Origin of the sequence: Marinobacterium sediminicola (assembly GCF_022343685.1) — a bacterium.
Classification (GTDB): domain Bacteria; phylum Pseudomonadota; class Gammaproteobacteria; order Pseudomonadales; family Balneatricaceae; genus Marinobacterium; species Marinobacterium sediminicola.
Genome location: NZ_CP092123.1, coordinates 1,952,458 through 1,974,947, shown reverse-complemented (window position 1 = coordinate 1,974,947; position 22,490 = coordinate 1,952,458). Strand labels below are relative to the sequence as shown.

Annotated in this window: 19 protein-coding genes and 3 tRNA genes; 14 read left to right on the top strand and 8 right to left on the bottom strand. The window is 53.5% G+C overall.

The window, feature by feature from the left end; translation table 11 throughout:
* Nucleotides 1-8 precede the first annotated feature (8 nt).
* The 4 genes from queC (at nucleotide 9) to nadA (ending at nucleotide 2,144) form a co-directional block, all read left to right on the top strand.
* Nucleotides 9-689, top strand: coding sequence for a 7-cyano-7-deazaguanine synthase QueC (gene queC, locus LN244_RS09175; RefSeq protein WP_239039498.1), 681 nt, complete (start codon nucleotides 9-11; stop codon nucleotides 687-689).
* Between the two features lie 58 nt (nucleotides 690-747).
* Nucleotides 748-823: transfer RNA gene (locus LN244_RS09170), tRNA-Lys, on the top strand.
* Nucleotides 824-865: 42 nt separating this feature from the next.
* Nucleotides 866-941, top strand: a tRNA-Lys gene (locus LN244_RS09165).
* 159 nt (nucleotides 942-1,100) lie between these two features.
* Nucleotides 1,101-2,144, top strand: coding sequence for a quinolinate synthase NadA (gene nadA, locus LN244_RS09160; protein WP_239039497.1), 1,044 nt, complete (start codon nucleotides 1,101-1,103; stop codon nucleotides 2,142-2,144).
* Nucleotides 2,145-2,207: 63 nt separating this feature from the next.
* On the opposite strand, the gene LN244_RS09155 is transcribed toward nadA, so the two are convergent.
* Nucleotides 2,208-3,653, bottom strand: coding sequence for a M48 family metalloprotease (locus tag LN244_RS09155; RefSeq protein WP_239039496.1), 1,446 nt, complete (start codon nucleotides 3,651-3,653; stop codon nucleotides 2,208-2,210).
* 93 nt (nucleotides 3,654-3,746) lie between these two features.
* On the opposite strand from LN244_RS09155, the gene LN244_RS09150 reads away from it, so the two are divergent.
* Complete coding sequence (locus LN244_RS09150) at nucleotides 3,747-3,992, top strand: sulfurtransferase TusA family protein (protein ID WP_239039495.1); 246 nt, start codon at nucleotides 3,747-3,749, stop codon at nucleotides 3,990-3,992.
* Nucleotides 3,993-4,000: 8 nt separating this feature from the next.
* A complete protein-coding gene (locus tag LN244_RS09145) occupies nucleotides 4,001-5,074 on the top strand; it encodes an AI-2E family transporter (protein WP_239039494.1) in 1,074 nt (357 codons plus the stop codon).
* Nucleotides 5,075-5,099: 25 nt separating this feature from the next.
* Here the strand turns inward: LN244_RS09145 and LN244_RS09140 are convergent, their stop codons facing one another.
* The gene (locus LN244_RS09140) at nucleotides 5,100-5,567 is read right to left on the bottom strand and encodes a peroxiredoxin (protein ID WP_239039493.1); all 468 of its coding nucleotides are present in this window, start codon (nucleotides 5,565-5,567) and stop codon (nucleotides 5,100-5,102) included.
* Between the two features lie 174 nt (nucleotides 5,568-5,741).
* Between LN244_RS09140 and dapA the strand changes: the two genes are divergently transcribed.
* Nucleotides 5,742-6,617, top strand: coding sequence for a 4-hydroxy-tetrahydrodipicolinate synthase (dapA, locus tag LN244_RS09135; protein WP_239039492.1), 876 nt, complete (start codon nucleotides 5,742-5,744; stop codon nucleotides 6,615-6,617).
* 11 nt (nucleotides 6,618-6,628) lie between these two features.
* Entirely contained in the window at nucleotides 6,629-8,032 is a 1,404-nt protein-coding gene (bamC, locus tag LN244_RS09130) for an outer membrane protein assembly factor BamC (RefSeq protein ID WP_239039491.1), read from the top strand.
* 82 nt (nucleotides 8,033-8,114) lie between these two features.
* Here the strand turns inward: bamC and LN244_RS09125 are convergent, their stop codons facing one another.
* Both LN244_RS09125 and rlmD read right to left on the bottom strand, forming a co-directional pair.
* Nucleotides 8,115-8,735: an RluA family pseudouridine synthase gene (locus LN244_RS09125; protein ID WP_239039490.1), complete on the bottom strand. Its 621-nt coding sequence runs from the start codon at nucleotides 8,733-8,735 to the stop codon at nucleotides 8,115-8,117.
* On the bottom strand, nucleotides 8,728-10,083 hold the full coding sequence (gene rlmD / locus LN244_RS09120; RefSeq protein ID WP_239039489.1) for a 23S rRNA (uracil(1939)-C(5))-methyltransferase RlmD: 1,356 nt from the start codon (nucleotides 10,081-10,083) through the stop codon (nucleotides 8,728-8,730). The genes LN244_RS09125 and rlmD overlap by 8 nt, the downstream gene beginning before the upstream one ends.
* Before the next feature lie 87 nt (nucleotides 10,084-10,170).
* Here rlmD and LN244_RS09115 point away from each other — a divergent pair, with 87 nt between their 5' ends.
* The 6 genes from LN244_RS09115 to LN244_RS09090 all read left to right on the top strand — a co-directional run bounded on the left by LN244_RS09115 (nucleotide 10,171) and on the right by LN244_RS09090 (nucleotide 16,948).
* On the top strand, nucleotides 10,171-11,163 hold the full coding sequence (locus tag LN244_RS09115) for a glycosyl transferase family protein (protein WP_239039488.1): 993 nt from the start codon (nucleotides 10,171-10,173) through the stop codon (nucleotides 11,161-11,163).
* An 83-nt stretch (nucleotides 11,164-11,246) separates the two neighbouring features.
* Nucleotides 11,247-11,840: a Fe-S biogenesis protein NfuA gene (gene nfuA / locus LN244_RS09110; protein ID WP_239039487.1), complete on the top strand. Its 594-nt coding sequence runs from the start codon at nucleotides 11,247-11,249 to the stop codon at nucleotides 11,838-11,840.
* Nucleotides 11,841-12,026: 186 nt separating this feature from the next.
* Nucleotides 12,027-14,453 (top strand): endopeptidase La, encoded by a 2,427-nt coding sequence (gene lon, locus LN244_RS09105; RefSeq protein ID WP_239039486.1) that lies wholly within the window; start codon nucleotides 12,027-12,029, stop codon nucleotides 14,451-14,453.
* Between the two features lie 131 nt (nucleotides 14,454-14,584).
* Nucleotides 14,585-14,860: an HU family DNA-binding protein gene (locus LN244_RS09100; RefSeq protein WP_239039485.1), complete on the top strand. Its 276-nt coding sequence runs from the start codon at nucleotides 14,585-14,587 to the stop codon at nucleotides 14,858-14,860.
* A gap of 26 nt (nucleotides 14,861-14,886) precedes the next feature.
* Nucleotides 14,887-14,963, top strand: a tRNA-Asp gene (locus LN244_RS09095).
* Nucleotides 14,964-15,064: 101 nt separating this feature from the next.
* Nucleotides 15,065-16,948, top strand: coding sequence for a SurA N-terminal domain-containing protein (locus tag LN244_RS09090; protein ID WP_239039484.1), 1,884 nt, complete (start codon nucleotides 15,065-15,067; stop codon nucleotides 16,946-16,948).
* A gap of 97 nt (nucleotides 16,949-17,045) precedes the next feature.
* Here LN244_RS09090 and LN244_RS09085 read toward each other — a convergent pair whose 3' ends face one another.
* From LN244_RS09085 to LN244_RS09070, 4 genes are read right to left on the bottom strand one after another with little or no spacing between them, the layout of a single operon-like run.
* Nucleotides 17,046-18,638, bottom strand: coding sequence for an ABC transporter ATP-binding protein (locus LN244_RS09085; RefSeq protein ID WP_239039483.1), 1,593 nt, complete (start codon nucleotides 18,636-18,638; stop codon nucleotides 17,046-17,048).
* A gap of 1 nt (nucleotide 18,639) precedes the next feature.
* A complete protein-coding gene (locus tag LN244_RS09080) occupies nucleotides 18,640-19,662 on the bottom strand; it encodes an ABC transporter permease (RefSeq protein WP_239039482.1) in 1,023 nt (340 codons plus the stop codon).
* Nucleotides 19,663-19,665: 3 nt separating this feature from the next.
* A complete protein-coding gene (locus LN244_RS09075; protein ID WP_239039481.1) occupies nucleotides 19,666-20,754 on the bottom strand; it encodes a microcin C ABC transporter permease YejB in 1,089 nt (362 codons plus the stop codon).
* Entirely contained in the window at nucleotides 20,754-22,475 is a 1,722-nt protein-coding gene (locus LN244_RS09070) for an extracellular solute-binding protein (protein ID WP_239042397.1), read from the bottom strand. The genes LN244_RS09075 and LN244_RS09070 overlap by 1 nt, the downstream gene beginning before the upstream one ends.
* Nucleotides 22,476-22,490: the final 15 nt, after the last annotated feature.

Sequence of the window (22,490 nt, the reverse complement as noted above, 5' to 3'; positions counted from 1 at the left end):
TGGTATTGATGAAACAAGATGTTAAACGAGCGGTTGTTCTGCTCTCGGGTGGCCTGGATTCTGCTACAGCTCTGGCTATGGCGAAGGATCAGGGATATGACTGTTATGTACTCAGTTTTGATTACGGTCAGCGGTCGCTGACAGAGCTGAATGCAGCGCGCGCCATTGCGGCTCAACTTGGCGTGGTCGAACACCGGGTGCTGCGCTTGCATCTGGAAGATTTTGGTGGCTCTGCCTTGACGGATACCAGCATCGAAGTGCCGGAGGGCGAGTCCGAGGGTGTGCCTGTAACGTATGTGCCGGCCCGGAATACAGTGTTTCTGTCTTTGGCTCTTGGGTGGGCTGAAGTGCTGGATGCCGATGCCATCTTTATTGGTGTTAATGCGGTTGACTATTCCGGTTATCCTGACTGCCGTCCGGAGTTCATCGCTGCCTTTGAAACCATGGCAAACCTGGCAACGCGCCGGGGTATCAGTGGTAACCCCATCCATATCAAAACGCCTCTGATGGACCTGACCAAGGCAGATATTATTCGTCGAGGGGTGGCTCTTGGAATCGACTATGGTTTAACCCTGTCCTGTTACCAGGCGGATGATGATGGTAGGGCTTGTGGTCGTTGCGACAGCTGTCGTTTACGTGCAAACGGGTTCGCCGATGCAGGGGTGAAAGACCCTACTCGTTACGTCTAAAAAAGTGCAAAAAAGGGGTTGCCATCCTGCGGGATTAACGTAAAATGCGCAGCCCATCGGGTCGTTAGCTCAGTTGGTAGAGCAGTTGGCTTTTAACCAATTGGTCATAGGTTCGAGTCCTATACGACCCACCATCTTCCCTTCGCTTAATCAGGCTGTCTGTCTGATTCTTGTATGGGTCGTTAGCTCAGTTGGTAGAGCAGTTGGCTTTTAACCAATTGGTCATAGGTTCGAGTCCTATACGACCCACCATTTTCCCGCTTTTCTGTTACAGTTAAACGACTTCAGGGTACCCAAATACAAGTTGAAGGGTAAATCGTGCGTTAACCGTGGTCCAACTATGGTATAATCCACGCCCCTTTATTTTTGCCCTCAATGGCATCAACCCGCGGGATGATAAGAACCAGAACTATGTTGAGTAAGCAAGATATTGATGATCGCATCCTGGTGCAGGAGCACTTTGCGCAAGAGCACCTGCCGCCGCAGATGGGGTCAGCTGAAATCGAAGAGTACAAGAACAAGATTCGTCAACTGCTGGTTGAAAAGGATGCTTGTCTTGTTGCGCACTATTATACCGATGATCTGATCCAGCAGCTTGCGGATGAAACCGGTGGCTGTGTCGCGGATTCACTTGAAATGGCGCGCTTCGGCTCTCGTCACCCTGCATCTACCCTGATCGTGGCTGGTGTTCGCTTTATGGGTGAAACTGCCAAGATTCTGAATCCGGAAAAACGCATCCTGATGCCAACCCTGGAAGCGACCTGCTCCCTTGATATCGGTTGTCCTGCTGATGAGTTTGCGGCTTTCTGTGATCAGTACCCTGATCACGAAGTGGTTGTCTATGCCAACACATCGGCTGCAGTGAAGGCGCGTGCCGATTGGGTGGTAACTTCCAGCATTGCGCTCAAGGTGGTCGAGCACCTTGCGGATCAGGGCAAGAAAATCATTTGGGCTCCTGATAAGCATCTTGGTGAATACGTGCGTAAGGAAACCGGTGCCGAGATGATTCTCTGGGACGGCAGTTGCATCGTCCATGAGGAGTTCAAGGCGAAAGGTATTCTGGATCTTAAGCAGGTTTACCCGGATGCGGCTGTCCTGGTCCACCCTGAGTCACCTGATGCGGTTGTGGAAATTGCTGATGCGGTCGGTTCAACCAGTCAGTTGATCAAGGCTGCCCAGGAGTTGCCTAATGAGACCTTTATCGTTGCAACCGATCGTGGCATTTTCTACAAGATGCAGCAGGCTGCACCGGGCAAGCGTTTTCTTGAAGCGCCGACCGGAGGTTCAGGTGCGACCTGTCGCAGCTGTGCTCACTGTCCATGGATGGCGATGAACGGTCTGGATAATATTTTGTCTGCTCTGGAGCATGGAGCAGATGAGATTCATGTCGATGCGGATCTGAGGGAGAAGGCCCTCAAGCCGTTGCAGAGGATGCTGGACTTCTCGGCTAATTGATCGAACCGTTATCGAAAAAAGCCCGCTCACTGATCAGGTTAGCGGGCTTTTTTGTGTGCGGTGTCAGAACTGCTGTTTCATCTCCTGACGAAGAGCGCGCGCTTCCTGCTCGCGTTGATCGAGCCGCGCAATATCGGATGGCGTCAAGTCTTTGCCGCGTCGTGCATAAGTGATTTGCTTGAGCGCCTGGTCAAGCTGCGCTGTCAGCATGAAATATTCAATTCGTGCTTCGTGGACGCCAAGGGTATTGCCTGCAAGGCCTTCTGTCTCGGCCAGCTGAAACCAGAGTTGGGCGTCATTTGGGTAGTCACGGCTTAGAGACTTGTAAACCCTCAAGGCTTCTGCAAATTGGCCGCTATCGCGCAAAGCACGGGCATACAGTGTTCTCGTGGGTCGGCTGTCTGGATAGAGCGCCAATAATTGGCGAGACTGATCAAGCGCTTCCTGGTAGTTGGCCGATCGCATCAGCCCCTCAATATAGCCGAGCTGGACATAAAGGTGCTGTTTGAGCGTGACAGGCATTTGCTGATATACCTGTTTGGCCAATGCATAATCCCGGTTGGCAATTGAAGCAAGCATCAGGCCGTATCGGCTGTACGCATTGTCGTTCAGTTTCAACGCACTACGAAAATGCTCGACGGCTAGGGCGGGGGACTCAGAAAACTGCACTTCCATGCGTGCCTTAATCAAAGAAAATTCAACGCCATGTTGATGGCTCCTTACAACAGGCAGTTGGCTGGCCCTGTTCAGCGAGTCGGCGATGCGTGACTCGGTGACAGGGTGGGTGAGCAGAAATTCGGGAGGGCGTTGTCCGTAAAATTGATAGTTTCGTTGCAGGCGGCTAAACATCTCGGGCATGGTGTGAGGATCATAATTGGCTGAAACCAGTGTTTGCATGCCAACTCTGTCTGCTTCCTGTTCGTTACGGCGACTGAAGGCCAGCTGATTTTGCGCCGAGGCTCCCAGCGTTGAAGACATGACCGCTACACCGCCTTCCGTATCGGCAGCCGCGACCAGGATGCTGGCAAGTACACCGGCCAGCATCAGGGGGCGATTTCGGCGTTCATCTTCGAGTCGCTGAGCATAGTGGCGCTGGCTAAGATGGGCGAGCTCGTGTGCGATTACGGAGGCTAATTCTCCTTCACTCTCAGCTGCCAGAATCAGACCGCCATGTACGCCGATAACGCCGCCAGGCACAGCGAAGGCGTTGAAGCTCGGGTTGGCCAGCAGAAACAGTTCCAGTCGTCGATCCTGAACCTGACTGTGTGGCAGGAGTCGCCAAAGCAGGTCTTCGAGGTACTGATAGGTGATTGGGTCATCCAGCATCGGCGCCTGCCCTCGCAGTATGCGAGCCCAGTTCCTGCCGAGCCGGTATTCGGCTTCAAGACTGACAATGGACGAACTGCCATCATTAAGAAGGGGCAAATTGAAGGGTTCTTCGGCACGGCTTGGCTGAGTTGTAAGCAGCAAGGAGAGGAAAGTACAGATAAAAGTAACGCGATTGAGCATTGGAGATGGCCTTCCGAATTATTCTGGCATGGGTTTAATGATATAGTGATTGCCATTCATATGTGTCGCCAGTGTATCGCAGGAGTCGAGTAGATGAGACCTCCAGAACATGATGAGGAGCTTGATGCCAGTGGTTTGAGCTGTCCTATGCCGTTGCTCAAGGCTAAGCTTGCGCTGCATCAGCTATCGCCGGGGCAGGTGCTCAAGGTGATCGCCACTGACGCGGGTTCCGTTCGTGACTTTCCGGCCTACACCCAAGTATCAGACCATGAGTTGCTGCATACGTTCAGTGACGATAACCATTTCATTTATTGGATTCGGCGTGGCAAGGACGCCTGAGGTGCAACATGCGCAAGATTTTCAGTAAGTGGATCGACCGTTATTTTTCCGATGAAGAAGCATTGTTCCTGTTCCTGCTGTTGGGTGCAGCCCTGGTTATTATCTGGGTGCTGGGGCAACCGCTGGCACCGGTCATCGCCAGTGTAATTCTGGCATTCCTGATGCAGGGGGCTGTTGACTGGCTTCAGCGGCGTGGAGCAGGGCATCTACTTGCCGTGATCTCGGTGTTTCTGGTTTTTATCGGTTTTGTATCCGCGTTTCTGTTGTTCGTATTGCCGATCGTCTGGCAGCAGTTGGTCAACCTGTTCACTGAAGCACCGAGAATGGTCTCTGAGGTGCAGGCCCAGTTGCTGGTGTTGCCTCAGCGTTATCCCGAGCTGATATCGGAGGCACAGATACGTGACCTTTTTGCGGCAGCAGCAAGTGAACTGAGTCGGTTAGGGCAATGGGTATTGACCTTTTCGCTTAATTCCATCACCGGCATTGTCACAGTACTGATTTACGTGGTGCTGGTGCCCATACTGGTGTTTTTCTTCCTTAAGGATGGCCGCAAGCTGGTGGCGGGCTGGACTGCATTTCTGCCGGAAAAGCGTCAGATGATGACGCGGGTGTGGCATGAGATGGACGAGCAGATCGCCAACTATGTGCGTGGCAAGGCGATTGAAATTCTCATAGTGGGCGCGGTGAGTTACGTGACCTTCATCTTCTTCGGTATCAACTATGCGGCGTTGCTGGCGATTATGGTAGGTCTGTCAGTGGTGATCCCCTACATAGGGGCGACGTTGGTGACGCTGCCGGTAATGCTGATTGCGCTCTTTCAGTGGGGCTGGAGCAGCGAATTCATGTACGTGATGATCGCCTATGGGATTATCCAGGCTCTGGATGGCAATGTGCTTGTGCCATTGCTTTTCTCGGAAGCCGTGAATCTGCACCCAGTCTCCATTATCGTAGCAGTATTGGTATTTGGCAGTTTCTGGGGTTTCTGGGGTGTGTTTTTTGCCATTCCGCTGGCTACGCTGGTCAAGGCGATCGTAAGCGCCTGGCCGGGTTCAATCGAGCAGTCTGAGGCCTCGTCCGGCTGAGCGGAGAGGCCAAAGGCAGGGTCGGTTAGAGCGCCTTGGTTGCCTCCAGAACTTCAGCTGCATGGCCTTTGACCTTAACCTTGCGCCATTCCTGACGCAGTACACCTTCCTTGTCGATCAGGAAGGTGCTGCGCTCAAGGCCCATATATTCACGGCCATACATCTTTTTCAGCTTGATGACATCGAATAGCTGGCAGACCGCTTCATCCTTGTCGCTGATCAATTCGAACGGAAAGGACTGCTTGGTTTTGAAGTTTTCGTGGCTCCGCAGACTGTCTCGGGAGATGCCGAAGATTTCGGTGTCCAGCGCCTGGAATTCGTCATACAAGTCACGGAAATCCTGGCCTTCGGTGGTGCAGCCTGGAGTGCTGTCCTTGGGGTAGAAGAAGAAAACGACATTCTTGCCCTTGAGTTCACTCAGGGTGACTTGGGAATCGCTGGTTGCCGGAGCGGAAAAATCTTGAACCGGCTGGCCGATGGCGGGTGCTGTCATGTTGAAATGTCCTCAGTGACTAAAAAGTACTGCGTACTACTACGCGCAATACACATTATTCGTTTAGAATGCGGCCTTTACGATATCAAAAAAGTGTCTGCTGGTTGAGGGTAAGACCCGGCGCCGGTAGCATGTTGCAACAAGTTGAGAGTTCTCAGACAAATGGAGACAGAGATGATTCGCGGCAGTATTGTAGCGCTCGTGACCCCGATGACAGCCAATGGAGAGATCGATTGGGCTGCTCTGGACAAGATAGTGGATCTCCATATCGACAAGGGTACGGACTCAATTGTTGCCGTGGGGACGACAGGGGAGTCGCCGACACTGGATTATGATGAGCACCTGGAAGTGATCAAGGCGATCATCAAGCGTGTTGATGGTCGTATTCCGGTGATTGCCGGTACGGGTGCCAACTCGACGCGTGAAGCGATTGAGTTGACAGAGCGTGCTGCCAAGGCTGGCGCTGATGCGTGCCTGCTGGTTGCGCCCTATTACAACAAGCCAACGCAGGAAGGCCTGTACCAGCACTTCAAGGCAATTGCTGAAGCGGTCGCCATTCCGCAGATCCTGTACAACGTACCGGGTCGTACTTGCAGTGATATCAAGCCTGAAACCGTTTACCGTTTGGCTAAGATCGACAATATCGTCGGCATTAAGGAAGCGACGGGTGATCTGGATCGCGCACGTGAACTGATCGCCAACCTGCCGGCTGATTTCGCAGTTTACTCCGGTGATGATGCGACTGCGATCGAGCTCATCCTGATGGGTGGTCAGGGCAATATTTCCGTTACCGCTAACGTGGCTCCGGCTGAAATGGCTGAGCTGTGCCGTCTTGGGCTTGCAGGTGAGGCAGATGCCGCGCGCGCGCTGCAGCAAAAACTGATGCCCTTGCATACCAATCTGTTCGTGGAAGCCAATCCTATCCCGGTGAAGTGGGCGATGGCTGAAATGCAACTGATCGGTGAAGGCATCCGCTTGCCGCTTACTGTACTTTCCGAACAGTACCATGATCTGGTACGCACCTCTTTGCGCGAAGCTGGCATCATCTAACAGGACTTGGCATGACTACACTTCGGACCACCTACCTTCCGCTGGCCTTGGCTGTTAGCGTCGCCTTGACAGGCTGCAGCATGGTTGAGAACAACCCGATCTATGGAGACAACGGTGTTATTCGCGATCGTAGCCAGGATTATGAGCTGGCCAGCAAAAGCGAACGCCTCCAGCTGCCACCTCATTTGCGTGCCAAAGAGATGCAGGAGCAACTGGTGGTACCGGATGTCGGGGTGACCGCCACACGAAGCGAAGGTGAGTTCGAAGTGCCACGGCCTGAGTTCTTCTACGCTGAATCGGGTACTGACAGTGTCAACTTCCGTCGTATTGAAGGCGAGAAAGTGATTCTGGTGGATGAGCCGATTGCTGATGTCTGGATGAAGGCGCGTGATTTCTGGGCCTTCAATGACATCGATATCGTTCGTTTCGATCCGCGTCAGGGGGTAATGGAATCCGACTGGATTCTGTTGGATGGTCGTGATTACAGCTTTGTCGACTTGTGGGTCAAGCGATTGACCTTGCAGAATGTCGAAGGGCCTACGCGCAACAAGCTGCGTATGACGCTGCGCCCTGACCCGGATAACTACGGTCGTACTGCCGTTCGTATCAAGCATGTTCAGTACCCTGAAGATACGGATGTGGCAAGCATCGACTGGGATCAGCAGGCACGCGATATCAGCTACAAGTCGGATATGATGTTTGAGCTGTTGCGCTACCTGAGTAAGGCCAGTACTCAGCAGACGGCCAATACTCTCGTTTCGTTGCAGCAGCAGTCTGCCGAACGGCCACTGTTGGGGCGTGATTCTCGTGGCAACCCCGTTCTCAAGATCAGTGCTCCTATCGACACAGCCTGGGATCAGGTGAATGAAGCGCTGGATGCTGCACAGGTTGATGTGGGAACGCGTGATCAGGAGGCCGGTATTTTCTACCTGACCTATACCACTACGACGCCGTTCGATGATACCGAGAAGATGGGCTTCTTTGAGTGGTTGCACTCTGATCGTGGTGACATCAAGCTCGATACCAGCATTATCAGTGCCGCACTGGGTGGCGCTGAGGAAGAAAATGATGGTGTAAGCTACAGTTCAGTGGGAGCTGTACCTTCATCGGTTCGCGTTGAAGAAGACGGCGAACTGGCGACCGAATTGTCTGATCCCAATAATCCTGCAAACCAGAAGGGTTATAAAATCTGGTTTGGTGGCAAGGTTGTGTATGTCTTTGGTGGCGGAGAAAGCGGCAATTACAACGCGGAAACCGGCAATTACGAGCATACCGGTCGCTATCAGTTGAAGCTGAACAGAACCCGCTCCGGTGTGTTCCTGTCTGTGCAGGATGAGAGTGGTCTGGACGCACCTGCTATCGTGGCAGAGGAAGTGCTTTGGACGATTAAGGATCAGCTGCCTCAGGCTGAGTAACCGGAGCCTTCATCAATTCACATAAAAACGGGAGCCTTGGCTCCCGTTTTTATGTGTGACAATAGCGGGTACAAGAGACTGCCTAGAAAGGGCAGGAGCTGTCGAAATCCATCCATTCGCCGCTGATCGGATGCCGGACTCCCAAGTGTTCAGCGTGTAGCAATAGTCTGTCGCTTGCGCTGATGAAAGGTTCGCAGGCATAGAATTGATCGCCTACAATCGGATGACCCATCGCCTGCATGTGTACGCGCAATTGATGAGAGCGGCCGGTAATAGGGCTAAGGTGAACCCGTGACCGGTCCTGATAGGTCTCAATGCAGCTCCAATCCGTTATGGCGGGTTTGCCATCAATTGAATCAACGATCTGGCGGGGGCGGTTATCCCAATCGCAGCGCAAGGGTAGCTCTATCCGGCCCGAATCCTGTTGCGGCACTCCGGCGATAATGGCCTGATAGCGCTTGGTGGGTATGCGTTGCTGAAATTGAATGCTCAGGTTTCGATGTGTTTCAGCGCTCAACGCAAGGATCAGCAGGCCGGACGTGGCCTGATCAAGTCGGTGGACAATACGGGCTGTCGGGAAGCGCTGCTGTACGCGTCGCCAGAGGCAGTCCTGCTTGTCTTCACCCCGGCCGGGGACGCTCAGCAATCCTGCAGGCTTGCTGACCACTACAATGCTGTCGTCCGAATATATGTAGTCAGGCATCTGTTCGCTCAAGCAGTAGCATGGATTCAACGTGTGCGGTGTGGGGGAACATGTCCATGATGCCGAAACGGGTAACCCTGTACCCGGCCGCTGTCAGTAGCGGCAGGTCTGCCACCAGCGCGGACGGGTTACATGAGATATACAGAACCTTCGCGGCGCCATAATGTGAGAGCTGTTGAACGGCTTCTCGTGCGCCCGTGCGCGGTGGATCCAGCAGAATCAAATCGAACCCTTCACGGAACCATGTTGCATGACGGAAGCTTTCGCTAAGGTCAGCACGATAAAACTCCGCATTCTGAATCCCGGCGTTAGCAGCATTCTGGCGAGCACGACCAACCATCTCGGCAGATCCTTCGACGCCAACAATCTGAGCCGCCTTGCGGGCCAAGGGCAGGGTAAAGTTGCCAAGACCGCAAAACAGGTCGAGCACACGCTGGTCAGGCTGAGGTGCCAGCCAGGCAATGGCCTGATTGATCATGGCCTTGTTGACACCCGCATTGACCTGAATGAAGTCCGTACTGGAAAAGCCCAATTCAATATCAGCTTCCGGCAGGGTGTAATGGGCAAGACCTTCATCGATCGGCATGTCACCATCATTTAATCCGATGACAAGCTTCAGTTGCAGTTGCTGACTAACCGCTTTGAGCCGGCTCATAAGTGTTTCATTGGGTCTGCGTGTGCAGCGGAACCGGATAAAGCCATCATCGTCACCGCAACTGACATCGACATGAGTCAGGCTGCGGATGTCATTCAGGTCTTTAAGATGTTCCCGAAGCGTAGCAAAAACCGGTTGCAGTCGTACGTCGAGAACCGGGCAGGTATCAATATTCAGAAGTTTGTTGCTGCCGCGTCGGCGGAAGCCAACCAGTAGTTCACCGTCACGCTGACGCTGGTTGATACCAATGCGGGCTGCACGACGATAACCCCTGTCCGGGCCAAGGATCGGTTCTTCGATCTGTTCGGGAATTACAGAGGCAAAACGTGCCAGCTGATCAAGTACCTGTTGTTGCTTGTGCGCACGCTGCTGGTCAATGTTCAGGTGTTGAAGATCACAGCCGCCACACTGCTGAAAATGTGGGCAGAATGCTGGTGAACGGTCAGGGCTGGCGGTCTGAATTTCAACCAGTTCGGCCTCGTTATACCGCTTGTGTTGAGCGGTAATTCGCGCGGTAAGCGTTTCACCAGGAAGGCCTCCGGCGACAAATATTGTCTTGCCGTCAACTCTGGCGATACCCCGTCCTTCATGGCTCAAGCGCTCTATGTTTAATGTTAGAGGCGCCTGGGGCAGTGAAGGAGATTTGCGCACGCGTGACGGCGCACCGAACTGTATTCTGTTTTTACGGCTCATGTCATACTTTCCGTGATATCAACGCGCAATTGTAGCAAAGCGCTGTCCGACACGTTACTCCGTCGAAGATTGAGAAGAGGAAAAGCGATGAATCAGGAACACCCGTTTGCCCCCTTTGTGCGAGTGCTGGGGAAAGGCAAGAAGGGCAGTCGTTCACTGACAGCAGATGAAGCCGAAGTGGCGATGGGCATGATTCTGGATCAACAGGTGTTGCCGGAGCAGTTGGGTGCATTTCTGATGCTGATCAGAATGAAAGAAGAAGCGCCCGAGGAGCTAATGGGTTTTGCGCGAGCGGTCAAGGCACGATTGGCAGTGCCTGAAGGGATTGCCGTAGATCTTGACTGGTCGAGCTATGCGGGCAAAAAGCGCCGGTTGCCATGGTTCCTGCTGGCGGCATTGCTGCTTGCACAGAAGGGCACAAAGGTCTTCATGCATGGCGCACGTGGCCACACACCCGGTCGTCTCTACACTGAGGACATGTTAACGATCTTTGGGCTGCAGGCAGCACAAAACTGGGAACAGGTCGAACAGAGTGTTGCAAGTGACAACTTTGCCTTTATGTCGATCGATAACATGGTGCCACGCCTGGGTGAGATGATTGCCTTGCGTCCAATTCTGGGGCTTCGTTCACCCGTTCATACACTGTGTCGTTTGCTCAATCCGCTTGAGGCTCCCTGTTGTGTTGATGGGGTCTTTCATCCTCCCTATGCCCCTATGCATCAGAAAACTTCGCAGCTGTTGGGAACAGAGTTCAGCCTGACCATCAGAGGGGATGGGGGTGAAGCCGAAATGAAGCCCGACTCGGATTCAGAGCTGCATTGGGTGTGTAATGGTGAGCTGATGAAAGAGGAATGGCCGCGGATGCACAGGCAGCGGTTGGTGCGGGAGGATGACCTTGATCCCCTGGACTTGTTGCGATTGTGGCGTGGGGAAATTGGACATGAGTACGGTGAGGGTGCCGTCATCAGTACCTTGGCCGGTGTACTGCGCCTTTTGTCCAAAGGTGAGCACAAGCCCGTTGGCGAGTGGGTTGAGCAAGCAAATGCATTGTGGGGTCAGCGGGACAAGCAGGCATTCTGATTAATATCCGATCAATTTACTCGGGTTTGTTTTGGGTGTATCCTGAGTTCATCTGAGATACAGGATTTTCACAAGGTTTGGTTATGACAATTACAGTTACAAAATCCGCCGAGCGTTATCTGGCAGAGCTGCTTGAAAAACAGAATGTAGAAGGGATCGCCGTCCGTTTGTTCGTGACTCAGCCGGGTACAGCTTATGCCGAAACTTGTCTGGCTTATTGCCGCCCGGATGAAGTCAATCCGGAAGACGAGATTATGGACTTTGAGTTGCTGCGTTTTTATATGGAGCGCAACAGTCTTCCTTACCTGGAAGAGGCCTTTATTGATTTTGCCGAAGATCGAATGGGTGGCCAGTTGACCATCAAGGCACCCAATGCCAAGGTGCCCAAGGTTTCTCCGGACAGCCCCATGGATGAGCAGATCAACTACATTCTGTACTCGGATATCAATCCGGGCCTGGCTTCTCACGGTGGTGAAGTGAAGTTGGTTGAGCTGGTCGAGGAAGAAGCCGGCATGATTGCGATATTGCGTTTCGGTGGTGGCTGTCAGGGTTGCAGCGCGGTTGATATGACCCTCAAGGACGGTGTTGAAAAAACGTTGATCGAGCGTGTCCCGGGTCTGGTTGGTGTGCGTGATGCGACCGATCACAGTGTGCGCGAGAACGCTTATTTCAAGTAAGCGTTCCCTGTCATGCCTGCAGAGGTGGCTTCTGTCTGCCTCTGTTTTCCTCTCCAGCCAAATGAACATCGAAAAAACCTCTTTAAGCGGTTGTAATTGCTGGATCCACCCCCATTGAAAGACTAACCTGACATTACCCAAGTCGCGTCATTACCCGAATGGCGCCCTGTAAAGAGGCACTCCATCATGGATCAATTTGAAGCAAAAGATGACGCTGTGACCGTCGAGCTTCCGGTTCTGCCGCTGCGCGATGTGGTGGTTTATCCCAATATGGTGATTCCGCTGTTTGTCGGCCGCGAAAAGTCCATCCATGCGCTGGAGCTGGCGATGGCGAGTGACAAGCAGATCCTGTTGGTGGCGCAAAAGAGTGCCTCCGAGGATGAACCGAATGCAAACGACCTCTTTGCTGTCGGCTGTGTAGCCAATGTGCTGCAGATGTTGAAGCTGCCCGATGGCACGGTCAAGGTTCTCGTTGAAGGTGATTATCGTGCAAGTATCGAAGCCTTGTACGAACAGTCAGACTATTTCAGCGCGGCTGTCAGCGTGATGCCGGTTGAAACTGTTGGTGTTGCAGAAGCGGAAGTCTACAAGAAAACGGCACTGGATCAGTTTGAGCGGTTTGCTCAGGTGAACAAGAAAATTCCGTCTGAAGTGCTGGGTTCACTGCAGAATATTGATGAGATTGGTCGCCTGGCCGATACGATCGCCGCGCATATGTCTCTGAAGCTCGATGAGAAACAGAATATTCTGGAGATCCTCGGGGCTCGCCAGCGGCTTGAGCACCTGATGTCGTTGATGGAAGCCGAAATCGATTTGGTTGAGGTGGAAAAACGCATCCGCGGCCGTGTCAAAAAGCAGATGGAAAAGAGCCAGCGTGAGTACTATCTGAATGAGCAAATGAAGGCGATTCAGAAAGAGCTGGGTGATATGGATGAAACCGGTGCTTCCGATATGGAGGAGCTGAAAAACCGTATCGAAGCCGCTGGCATGCCTCAGGAAGCACTGGACAAAACCCTGAGTGAATTCAATAAGCTGAAAATGATGTCGCCGATGAGCGCCGAAGCCACTGTGGTAAGGGGCTATATCGATTGGATGCTGCAGATCCCCTGGGTCAAGCGTTCCCGCGTGCGTCTTGACATGAAGAATGCCGAAAAGATCCTCAATGAAGACCACTATGGTCTTGAAGAGGTCAAGGATCGCATTCTGGAGTATTTGGCTGTGCAGAAGCGCGTCAAGAAGCTCAAGGGGCCGATTCTCTGTTTGGTTGGGCCTCCCGGTGTGGGTAAAACATCGCTGGGGCGCTCCATTGCGCGTGCTACCAACCGCAAGTATGTGCGTATGGCCCTGGGGGGCGTGCGTGACGAGGCCGAAATTCGTGGCCACCGTCGTACCTATATTGGTTCCATGCCGGGTAAGCTGATCCAGAAAATGTCCCGTGTCGGGGTAAAAAACCCGCTCTTCCTGCTCGATGAAATCGACAAGATGGGCATGGATCATCGTGGTGACCCTGCATCGGCATTGCTCGAGGTGCTGGACCCGGAGCAGAACAGCAGCTTCAACGATCACTACCTTGAGGTGGATTATGATCTCTCCGATGTCATGTTTGTCTGCACATCCAACTCGATGAACATTCCGGGTCCGCTGCTGGACCGTATGGAGATCATCCGTATTCCGGGGTATACCGAGGATGAAAAACTCAACATTGCTCGCAAGTACTTGATTACAAAGCAGCTCAAGAATAACGGAATCAAGTCCAGTGAGCTGGAAATCACAGATGAAGCAGTGATCGGACTGATCCGCTACTACACGCGTGAGGCGGGTGTGCGTGGACTGGAGCGCGAGATTGCCAAGATAGCCCGTAAAGTGGTGCGTGAACTGGCGCTTGAAGACAAGAAAGGCTTGGTGCGCGTGACCGCGGATGAGCTGGAACACTATAACGGTGTGAAAAAATTCAAGTTTGGCATGGCCGAAGAGCAAGACCAGGTGGGTCAGGTGACAGGCCTTGCATGGACATCAGTCGGGGGGGATATCCTCACGATTGAGTCGGCTGTTGTGCCGGGTAAAGGGCGCCAGATTAATACAGGTTCGCTCGGTGATGTGATGAAAGAGTCCATTCAGGCGGCGATGACCGTTGTTCGCAATCGTGCGCGATCACTCGGTATTTCCCCTGATTTCCATGAGAAGCGTGATATTCACATTCACGTGCCTGAAGGCGCAACGCCGAAAGATGGTCCCAGTGCCGGTATTGGCATGTGTACCGCTGTTGTGTCTGCGCTGACTGGCATTCCGGTTCGCTCCGAGGTTGCCATGACAGGTGAAATTACGCTCCGGGGACAGGTGCTTGCGATTGGCGGGCTGAAGGAAAAACTGCTGGCCGCGCACCGTGGGGGGATTCAGACCGTGATCATCCCGGAGGAAAATACCCGTGATCTCAAGGAAATTCCCGACAATATCAAGGCTGATCTCGATATTCGTCCGGTGAAGTGGATCGATGAAGTGTTGGATATAGCACTGGCCTATCAGCCCAAGCCGCTTCCTGAACCGGAAGAGGGCAGTGCTTCGGCTGAGACAAACAACACACACAATGGCACAAGTCAGTTAAGTACGCATTAACGCAAAGCCGCGGCAGAAAAGGGCTGCAGCCAGTTGACACCGGTTTCGGGCAGTTGGTATAAAGTTGCAGACTATGCGCTGGGCAACGACAACGGATAGAAAAAGACAACGATTTTTACAAGGGGAACATTGTGAATAAATCTGAACTGATTGACGCTATTGCAGCATCAGCTGACATTCCTAAAGCAGCTGCTGGTCGTGCACTGGATGCGACTCTGGAAGCAGTGACCGAAGCGCTGCAGCGTGGTGAGTCTGTTGCTCTGGTCGGTTTTGGTACCTTCTCAACCAAGGAGCGCGCAGCACGTACTGGTCGTAACCCGCAGACTGGCAACCCGATCGAAATTGCTGCTGCTACCCTGCCGACTTTCAAGCCGGGTAAAGCGCTGAAAGACGCAGTAAACAAGTAAGCAGGATCTGAAGTCCTGATTGCGACGGAGCGGTAGTTCAGTTGGTTAGAATACCTGCCTGTCACGCAGGGGGTCGCGCGTTCGAGTCCCGTCCGTTCCGCCAACTTACGATCATGTTCGATTCAGTTTCGAATATTTAATGTGATCCGAAAAAGCGCATTCGTCAGAATGCGCTTTTTTTATAAATCAGAGTGTACGCAAACAATGCTTCAAACCATCAGGGAAAATTCACAGGGGATCATTGCCAAGGTGATCGTTGGTCTGATCATCGTCACCTTTGCTCTCTTTGGTGTCGAGTCGCTGATCGGCCTGGCCAATAGTGAAAGGGCGCCGGCAGAAGTCAACGGACAAGAGATCAGCAACATCGACCTGCAGCGTGAGGTCGAGCTGCAGCGCCGGCAGATTCTGTCTCAGATGGGTGAAGATGCCGATCCGGCCGCGATTGATGAAGTGGCCTTGCGCCGTGCTGTACTTGATCGCTTGATTGATCGAGAAATACTGCTTCAATCTGCCAAAGGTCAGGATCTGTATATTTCCGAGCAGATGATTGATCAGATCATCGTTGCGGACACCAGTTTCCAGGGTGAGGATGGTCGCTTTGACCGGAATCAGTTTGAAGCGGTCCTGCGCACCGTGGGTTTGACACCCCTGATGTATCGTGACCAGCTGCGTAAGGCGCTGCTGACAGCGCAGGAGCGAAACGCGTATGCGCTGTCTTCGTTTGCAACTCCTGCTCAGGCCGAGCAGTTGGCCAAACTGGCCGCACAGACAAGGGATATCGATTGGGTAACCTTCTCGCTTGAAGAGTCCCTGGCCAAGGTGGAAATTACCCAGGAGCAACTTCAGGCCCGCTATGATGAAAACCCGCAGCGTTTCATGACTGAAGCTCAGGTCGTGCTTTCGTACATCGAGCTGAACCAGTCTGACTTTGCTGATCCCGATAGCGTTACAGAGGCTGACATTCGAAGCGCATACGAGCAGGAGCTCGCTCGATTCCAGGCTGACGAAGAGCGTCAGGCTGCTCATATTCTGTTTGAGCTGGGTGAAGGCTCTGAAGGTGATGCGCGTGATGCGGCAGAAGCAGTGCGTGAGCGTATTCTTTCAGGCGAGCTGAGTTTTGCGGCTGCTGCTGCGGAGTTCTCGGCTGACCCTGGTTCAGCGACAGCTGGTGGTGATTTGGGCTTTAACGGTCGTGGTGTTTTTGTCGGTCCGTTTGAAGATACCCTTTTTGCCATGCAGGAGGGTGAGATTTCTGCACCGGTGCGTACCGAATTCGGTTATCACCTGATCCAGTTGAATGCTGTGCGCGCAACTGAGGCCCCGAGCTACGCTGAGCGTGCACCTGCACTCAAGGCTGAACTGGCAGCAGCCTCTGCTGAAGCTGACTATGTTGAGGCACTGGATCGTTTGGCTGATCTGAGCTTCTCCGCAGCTGACCTGCAGGTTCCTGCAGAAGAGCTTGGGCTGGAAATTCAGCAGACGGAGGCTTTCGGTCAGAGTGGTGGCAATACTGAGCTGACTGCCAATCCCAAGGTGCTGCGCGCGGCTTTCAGTAACGAGCTGCTGGATGAAGAACTCAACAGCTCACCGATTGAATTGAGCCGTGAACGTGCGGTTGTTATCCGTGTGCAGCAAGAAATCCCTGCGCGTCAGCAGACACTGGCAGAGGTTCAGGATCTGCTTGAGTCTGAGCTGCGCCAGGAGCAGGCGATGGCCAGTATGAAGGACCGTGCCGAACAGCTGGTCGAAGCGCTGAGTGCGGGGCAGACCCTTGAGCAGGTAGACCCAATGTTGGCATGGAATTCCGCCGAGGGTGTGGCGCGTGATGCCGGTAGTATGCCGCTGAATGTTAATCGAGCTGCTTTTGAATTGCCGCGTGCGGGGGAAGGCAAGCCCAGCCTCAAGGCGATTGAGTTGGTTGGCGGTGACTACGCTGTGGTTCGTGTGCGTGGAGTGCATGAGCCTGAGGAGATTGATGAACTGCTTGCTGAGCAGCTGAAACAGTCACTGGGGGCTCGTCAGGCTGACTCTTTCTTCAGCGCCCATGTTCAGGGGCTGAATGCCACAGCAGAGGTCGAAAGAAACTGATAACGCCTTGCGTTGAAGAAAAAGCCACCTTGGGGTGGCTTTTTTTGTGGAAATGGAAAGAGCGGCTTTAGTCAGTCGACGTCATCAAGTCCCGGTGTCAGGCTTTCAGCGAGGCGGCTTCCAGCAGGCGCTGGGTATAGGCCTGCTTCGGGCTGTTAAAGAGTTCATCGGTTGAGGCTGACTCAACCACGCGCCCTTGTTGCATGACCATGACACGATGGCTCATGGCTCTAACGACGGCAAGGTCATGGCTGATAAAAAGATAACTGAGACGATAGCGTTTTTGCAGGGTGCGCAATAATTCAATGATTTGTTTTTGCACCGTACGATCAAGTGCTGAAGTCGGCTCATCCAGAATAATCAATTCGGGCTTGAGTACCAATGCGCGAGCAATGGCTATGCGTTGGCGTTGTCCTCCAGAGAACTCATGAGGGTAGCGATGGCTAACCTCGGGTTCCAGGCCAACATCCTGAAGTGCCTGTGATACCAGAGCGTGTTGTTCATCGGGGTCCTTGCAGCCTTGCACCTCCAGTCCTTCCGCGATGATTTCGAATATACTCATGCGTGGGCTCAGGCTGCCAAAAGGGTCCTGAAATACGATCTGGAGCTGCTTGCGCAGGGGGGTAATCTGTTTTTGTTTCAGTGTTGAGATTGACTGCTGTTTGAACCGTATATCACCCTGGCTACGAATAAGTCGAAGTATCGCCAATGCCAACGTTGTCTTGCCGGAGCCTGATTCACCCACAATTCCCAGTGTTTCTCCGGCTCGCAGTTGCAGGTCGATGCCGTCAACGGCACGGTGCTCGTCATGATTGCGCTTGAACAGGCCTTTGCGCTGCTGAAACGTGACCTTCAGCTGGTGTGTTCGCAAGAGGTCTTCAGCCCCGGAATCGACCGGAGCAGGCACTCCTTCTGGCTCTGCGGCCAGCAGCTTACGGGTATAGTCCTCGGCAGGGGCTGCAAACAGCTCCTCGCAGGGGCGATTTTCCAGCAGTCTGCCTTTGTGCATCACACAGATGCGGTCAGCGACTCTTCGAACTACGTTCAAATCGTGGGAAATGAGCAGAATGGCCATGTTGAACCGCTGCTGCAGGGATTGGAGTAACTCGAGAATCTGCTGTTGAATTGTGACGTCCAGGGCTGTGGTCGGCTCATCGGCGATCAGCAGTTCGGGCTCATTGGCCAGTGCCATGGCAATCATGACCCTCTGACGCTGCCCACCGGACAACTGGTGCGGGTACTGTCCCAGGCGTTGCTCAGGCTTGTCGATACCCACCAGATCCAGGAGTTCAATGACACGCTTTCGGCAGGCGGCCAGGCGAATGCCCTTGTGAAGGCGTATCGTTTCGCTGATCTGTTTCTCCAGCGTGTGCAGGGGGTTAAGTGAGGTCATCGGTTCCTGAAAAATGATACCGACACGATTACCCCTGATGAGCTGCATCTGCCCTTCATCAGCTTTGAGCAGGTCCTCTCCGTTATAGAGAACACTGCCGCTGGGATAGCTCACCTGGCGTTCCGACACCAACCGCATGAGCGACAGTGCCGTGACTGACTTGCCGGAACCTGACTCACCGACCAATGCCAGGGTTTTGCCGGCCTCAATGTCGAAGCTGACATCCTTGACGGCGGGGTTATCAGTACCACTGAACTGAACTGAAAGATGCTTGACCGAGATGAGAGGAGGGTTCATGTCAGACTTTCCTTGGGTCAAAGGCATCGCGTACCGCCTCGCCGATAAAGATCAACAGTGTCAGCATCAGCGCCAGAGAACAGAACGCGGTGATTCCGAGCCAGGGCGCGTGCAGGTTTTCCTTGCCCTGAGCGACCAGTTCACCCAATGAAGGTGAGCCCGGAGGCAGGCCAAAACCGAGGAAATCGAGCGCGGTCAGTGTGACGATGGCACCGTTGAAGACGAAAGGCATGAACGTCAGGGTTGCGATCATCGCGTTTGGCAATACGTGTCGATACATGATCCGCAAGTCGCTCAGGCCCAGTGCTTTGGCCGCACGAACATATTCCAGGTTACGCCCACGGAGAAACTCGGCTCTGACCACGTCGACCAGATTCATCCAGGAAAACAGCAACATGATCCCCAGCAGCCACCAGAAATTGGGCTGTACCAGACTGGCAAGAATGATCAGCAGGAAAAGCACCGGCAGGCCTGACCAGATTTCGATGAAACGTTGAAACAGCAAATCTATGCGGCCGCCATAATACCCCTGAATGGCTCCGGCGCAGACGCCGATCACAGAACTGGCAAGAGTGAGTGCGAGTGCAAACAGCACGGAGATGCGAAAACCATAGATGACCCGTGCCAACACATCACGCCCCTGGTCATCCGTGCCCAGCCAGTTGGTGGCCGATGGTGGCGAGGGGGCGGGCTGATCCAGGTCGTAGTTAATCGTGCTGTAGCTGAAGCGAATGAGCGGCCAAAGCATCCAGCCACCCTGGTCCTCCACCAGCTCTTGCAGGTAAGGATCTCGATAGTCGGCTGGAAGTGGGAATTCGCCGCCGAAATCGACTTCGGTGTAGTCATTTAACAGGGGCCAGTAAAGCTGTTGCTGGTGGCTAATAATCAATGGGCGATCATTGGCAATCAATTCAGCAAACAGGCTGGCCCCAAACAGCAGCAGGAAGATCCACAGTGACCAGTAGCCGCGACGGTTGCGTTTAAAGGTTTGCAGGCGGCGTCGCTGAATAGGAGTCAAGGTCATGCGTCAGACCTCCCGGCTGGCAAAATCTATACGTGGGTCAACCAGCGTATAGGTGATGTCACTGATCAGCTTCATCAGCAATCCAACCAGTGTAAAAATGTACAGCGTGCCGAAAATGACCGGATAATCACGGTTGATGACCGCTTCATAACCGAGCAGGCCCAAGCCGTCCAATGAAAAGATCACCTCGATCAACATGGAGCCGGTAAAAAAGATGCCGATCAGTGCCGCAGGCATCCCGGCGATGATCAGTAGCATGGCATTGCGAAACACATGCCGATACAAAACCGCATTCTCACTTAACCCTTTTGCTCTGGCGGTCAGCACATATTGTTTGTTGATTTCATCGAGAAAAGAGTTCTTGGTGAGCATGGTCAGTGTTGCGAAGCTGGAAATGACCGACGCCAGCACGGGAAGAGCGATATGCCAGAAATAGTCTCCAATCTGCTGCCACCAGGTCAGTTCATGAAAGTTTTGTGAGGTCAGTCCGCGCAAGGGGAACCATTCGAGGTAGGTGCCTCCAGCGAAAAGTACAATCAGCAGGATGGCAAAGAGAAAGTTGGGGATGGCATAGCCGATGATAATGGCACTGCTGGTCCAGACATCGAATGCTGATCCATCGCGAACCGCCTTGCGAATACCGAGAGGGACAGAGATCAGGTAGGTCAGTAATGTAGTCCACAGGCCCAGTGAGATCGATACGGGAAGCTTTTCGATGATCAATTCGGTTACGGTCTTATCGCTGTAGAAGCTCTTGCCGAAATCGAACTGGAGATAATTGACCAGCATCTGGTAAAAGCGTTCATGGGCAGGTTTGTCGAATCCGTACAGCCGCTCGATCTCCGCGACCAGAGCAGGGTCCAGACCCTGAGCGCCTCGGTAGCCTGATTCGGTCTGACTGCCTGCAGCAATATCTGACTGTGGACCGCTGCCAATTCGGTTGCCAGCGGTAACCCCCAGCCCCTGAAGTTGAGCCAGCGTCTGCTCAACCGGTCCGCCGGGAGCAAACTGAACCAATACGAAATTCAATAGCAGGATGCCGAACAGCGTAGGAATTATGAGCAGAAGTCGTCGGAAAATATAGGCGGCCATCAGGGCTTCATCCACCAGGTGTCAAGGCCAAGATCATAAGTTGGACTGATCTTGGGGTGTTCAAATTTATCCCAATAGGCAATTCGCCATGCGCTGATGTGGTAATGCGGGATCACAAAGTGATTCCATTGCAGCACTCTGTCGAGTGCTCGAGCACGATAGACCAGTTGTTCCCGGTCGGGCGCTGCAATCAGCTGCTCTACCAGGTAGTCGATCGCAGGGTCCTGAATGCCAATCAGATTACGGCTGCCCGGGAGCTGTGCTGCTTCTGAATGCCAGTAATCCCGCTGCTCGTTGCCCGGTGAACTGGACTGGCCGAAGCCATAAACCACCATGTCAAAATCGAATTGGCGCAATCGATTGATATACTGTGACACATCAACAATTCGAATATCGGCTGAGATGCCCAGGCGTTCAAGATTGCGGATGAAGGGCGAGACCACGCGTTCGAACTCCTTCTGTACCAGCAGAATCTCGAAATGGAAGGGTTCTCCTGCTGCATTGACCAGTTTGCCACCCTCGAGTGTCCAGCCTGCTTGCTGCAAAAGGCGCAGGGCAGTGCGCAGTTGTTGGCGGTTACGGCCGCTGCCATCGGTACTGGGAGCCTTGTACACCTGAGTGAACACCTCGGGAGGGACCTGATCACGCACAGGCTCAAGGATCGCAAGTTCTTCAGGGCTGGGCAGTTCGTTTGCAGCCATGTCCGAATTGGAAAAGTAACTGTTACTCCGGGTGTAGGCGCCGTAGAACAGATTTTTATTGGTCCATTCGAAGTCAAACGCGTAGGTCAGCGCTTCACGAACCCGCTTGTCCTCAAACTTGGTGCGGCGGGTATTCATGATGAATCCTTGCATTCCGCGCGGGTTTCCGTGCGTGATCTCTTCCTTGCGAATGCGCCCATCCTCGAAAGGGGCGCCGGTGTAACCGGTTGCCCAGGCTTTGGAAGCATGTTCGCTGCGGAAGTCATACTCGCCAGCTTTGAACGCTTCAAGGGCGACTGTGCTGTCCCGGTAATAATCGAACTGACGTTGGTCAAAATTGAAGCGACCGCGATTGACTGGCAGTTCAGATCCCCAATAGTCGGCACGCCTTTTGTAAATGATGGTGCGGCCCGGGTCGATATGACTGACTGCGTAGGGGCCAGAGCCTACAGGAACCTCCAGGGACGGTGACTCGAAATCACGGTTTTGCCAATAATGTCGAGGCAAAATGGGGATTTCACCCACAATGAGTGGCAATTCACGGTTTGTGCTGCCGCTGAATTCAAAGCGCACGCTACGATCTGACAGTGCCTTGATCTCGTTGATGCCGGCGTAATAGCTTTTGAAAAATGGACTGCCCTTTTCCAGCAGAGTGTTGAAGGTGAATACCACGTCCTGGGCGGTGACTGGCTGGCCATCACTGAAGCGGGCTTCAGGGCGCAAGTCGAACTCGATCCAGCTCCTGTCGTCAGCGACACGCAGGTGTTCAGCGAGCAGGCCATAGAGCGAGAAGGGTTCGTCCAGTGCCCGACCCAGCAAGGTATCGTAGATAAGGCTGGTGCCATCCGCGACCGTGCCTTTGATGATAAAGGGATTGAGGCTGTCAAAGGTACCAATGGAGGCTTCGCGCAGCTGGCCACCCTTGGGAGCTTCGGGGTTGACGTAGTCAAAGTGCTGAAAGTCGGCAGGGTATTTCAACGTGCCGTGCATGGCGATCCCGTGCCGGGATTCAGTCGCCATCGCCAGATTGGAAAG

Excerpts from the sequence above, each read along its gene's own strand:
- nfuA (WP_239039487.1), top strand. The coding sequence starts at position 11,247 with ATGACAATTACAGTTACAAAATCCGCCGAGCGTTATCTGGCAGAGCTG.
- LN244_RS09150 (WP_239039495.1), top strand. The coding sequence starts at position 3,747 with ATGAGACCTCCAGAACATGATGAGGAGCTTGATGCCAGTGGTTTGAGC.
- LN244_RS09070 (WP_239042397.1), bottom strand. The coding sequence starts at position 22,475 with ATGGCGACTGAATCCCGGCACGGGATCGCCATGCACGGCACGTTGAAA.
- LN244_RS09125 (WP_239039490.1), bottom strand. The coding sequence starts at position 8,735 with ATGCCTGACTACATATATTCGGACGACAGCATTGTAGTGGTCAGCAAG.
- LN244_RS09140 (WP_239039493.1), bottom strand. The coding sequence starts at position 5,567 with ATGACAGCACCCGCCATCGGCCAGCCGGTTCAAGATTTTTCCGCTCCG.
- rlmD (WP_239039489.1), bottom strand. The coding sequence starts at position 10,083 with ATGAGCCGTAAAAACAGAATACAGTTCGGTGCGCCGTCACGCGTGCGC.
- lon (WP_239039486.1), top strand. The coding sequence starts at position 12,027 with ATGGATCAATTTGAAGCAAAAGATGACGCTGTGACCGTCGAGCTTCCG.
- LN244_RS09145 (WP_239039494.1), top strand. The coding sequence starts at position 4,001 with ATGCGCAAGATTTTCAGTAAGTGGATCGACCGTTATTTTTCCGATGAA.
- queC (WP_239039498.1), top strand. The coding sequence starts at position 9 with ATGAAACAAGATGTTAAACGAGCGGTTGTTCTGCTCTCGGGTGGCCTG.
- LN244_RS09080 (WP_239039482.1), bottom strand. The coding sequence starts at position 19,662 with ATGACCTTGACTCCTATTCAGCGACGCCGCCTGCAAACCTTTAAACGC.
- nadA (WP_239039497.1), top strand. The coding sequence starts at position 1,101 with ATGTTGAGTAAGCAAGATATTGATGATCGCATCCTGGTGCAGGAGCAC.
- LN244_RS09090 (WP_239039484.1), top strand. The coding sequence starts at position 15,065 with ATGCTTCAAACCATCAGGGAAAATTCACAGGGGATCATTGCCAAGGTG.
- LN244_RS09115 (WP_239039488.1), top strand. The coding sequence starts at position 10,171 with ATGAATCAGGAACACCCGTTTGCCCCCTTTGTGCGAGTGCTGGGGAAA.
- LN244_RS09075 (WP_239039481.1), bottom strand. The coding sequence starts at position 20,754 with ATGGCCGCCTATATTTTCCGACGACTTCTGCTCATAATTCCTACGCTG.
- dapA (WP_239039492.1), top strand. The coding sequence starts at position 5,742 with ATGATTCGCGGCAGTATTGTAGCGCTCGTGACCCCGATGACAGCCAAT.
- LN244_RS09085 (WP_239039483.1), bottom strand. The coding sequence starts at position 18,638 with ATGAACCCTCCTCTCATCTCGGTCAAGCATCTTTCAGTTCAGTTCAGT.
- bamC (WP_239039491.1), top strand. The coding sequence starts at position 6,629 with ATGACTACACTTCGGACCACCTACCTTCCGCTGGCCTTGGCTGTTAGC.
- LN244_RS09155 (WP_239039496.1), bottom strand. The coding sequence starts at position 3,653 with ATGCTCAATCGCGTTACTTTTATCTGTACTTTCCTCTCCTTGCTGCTT.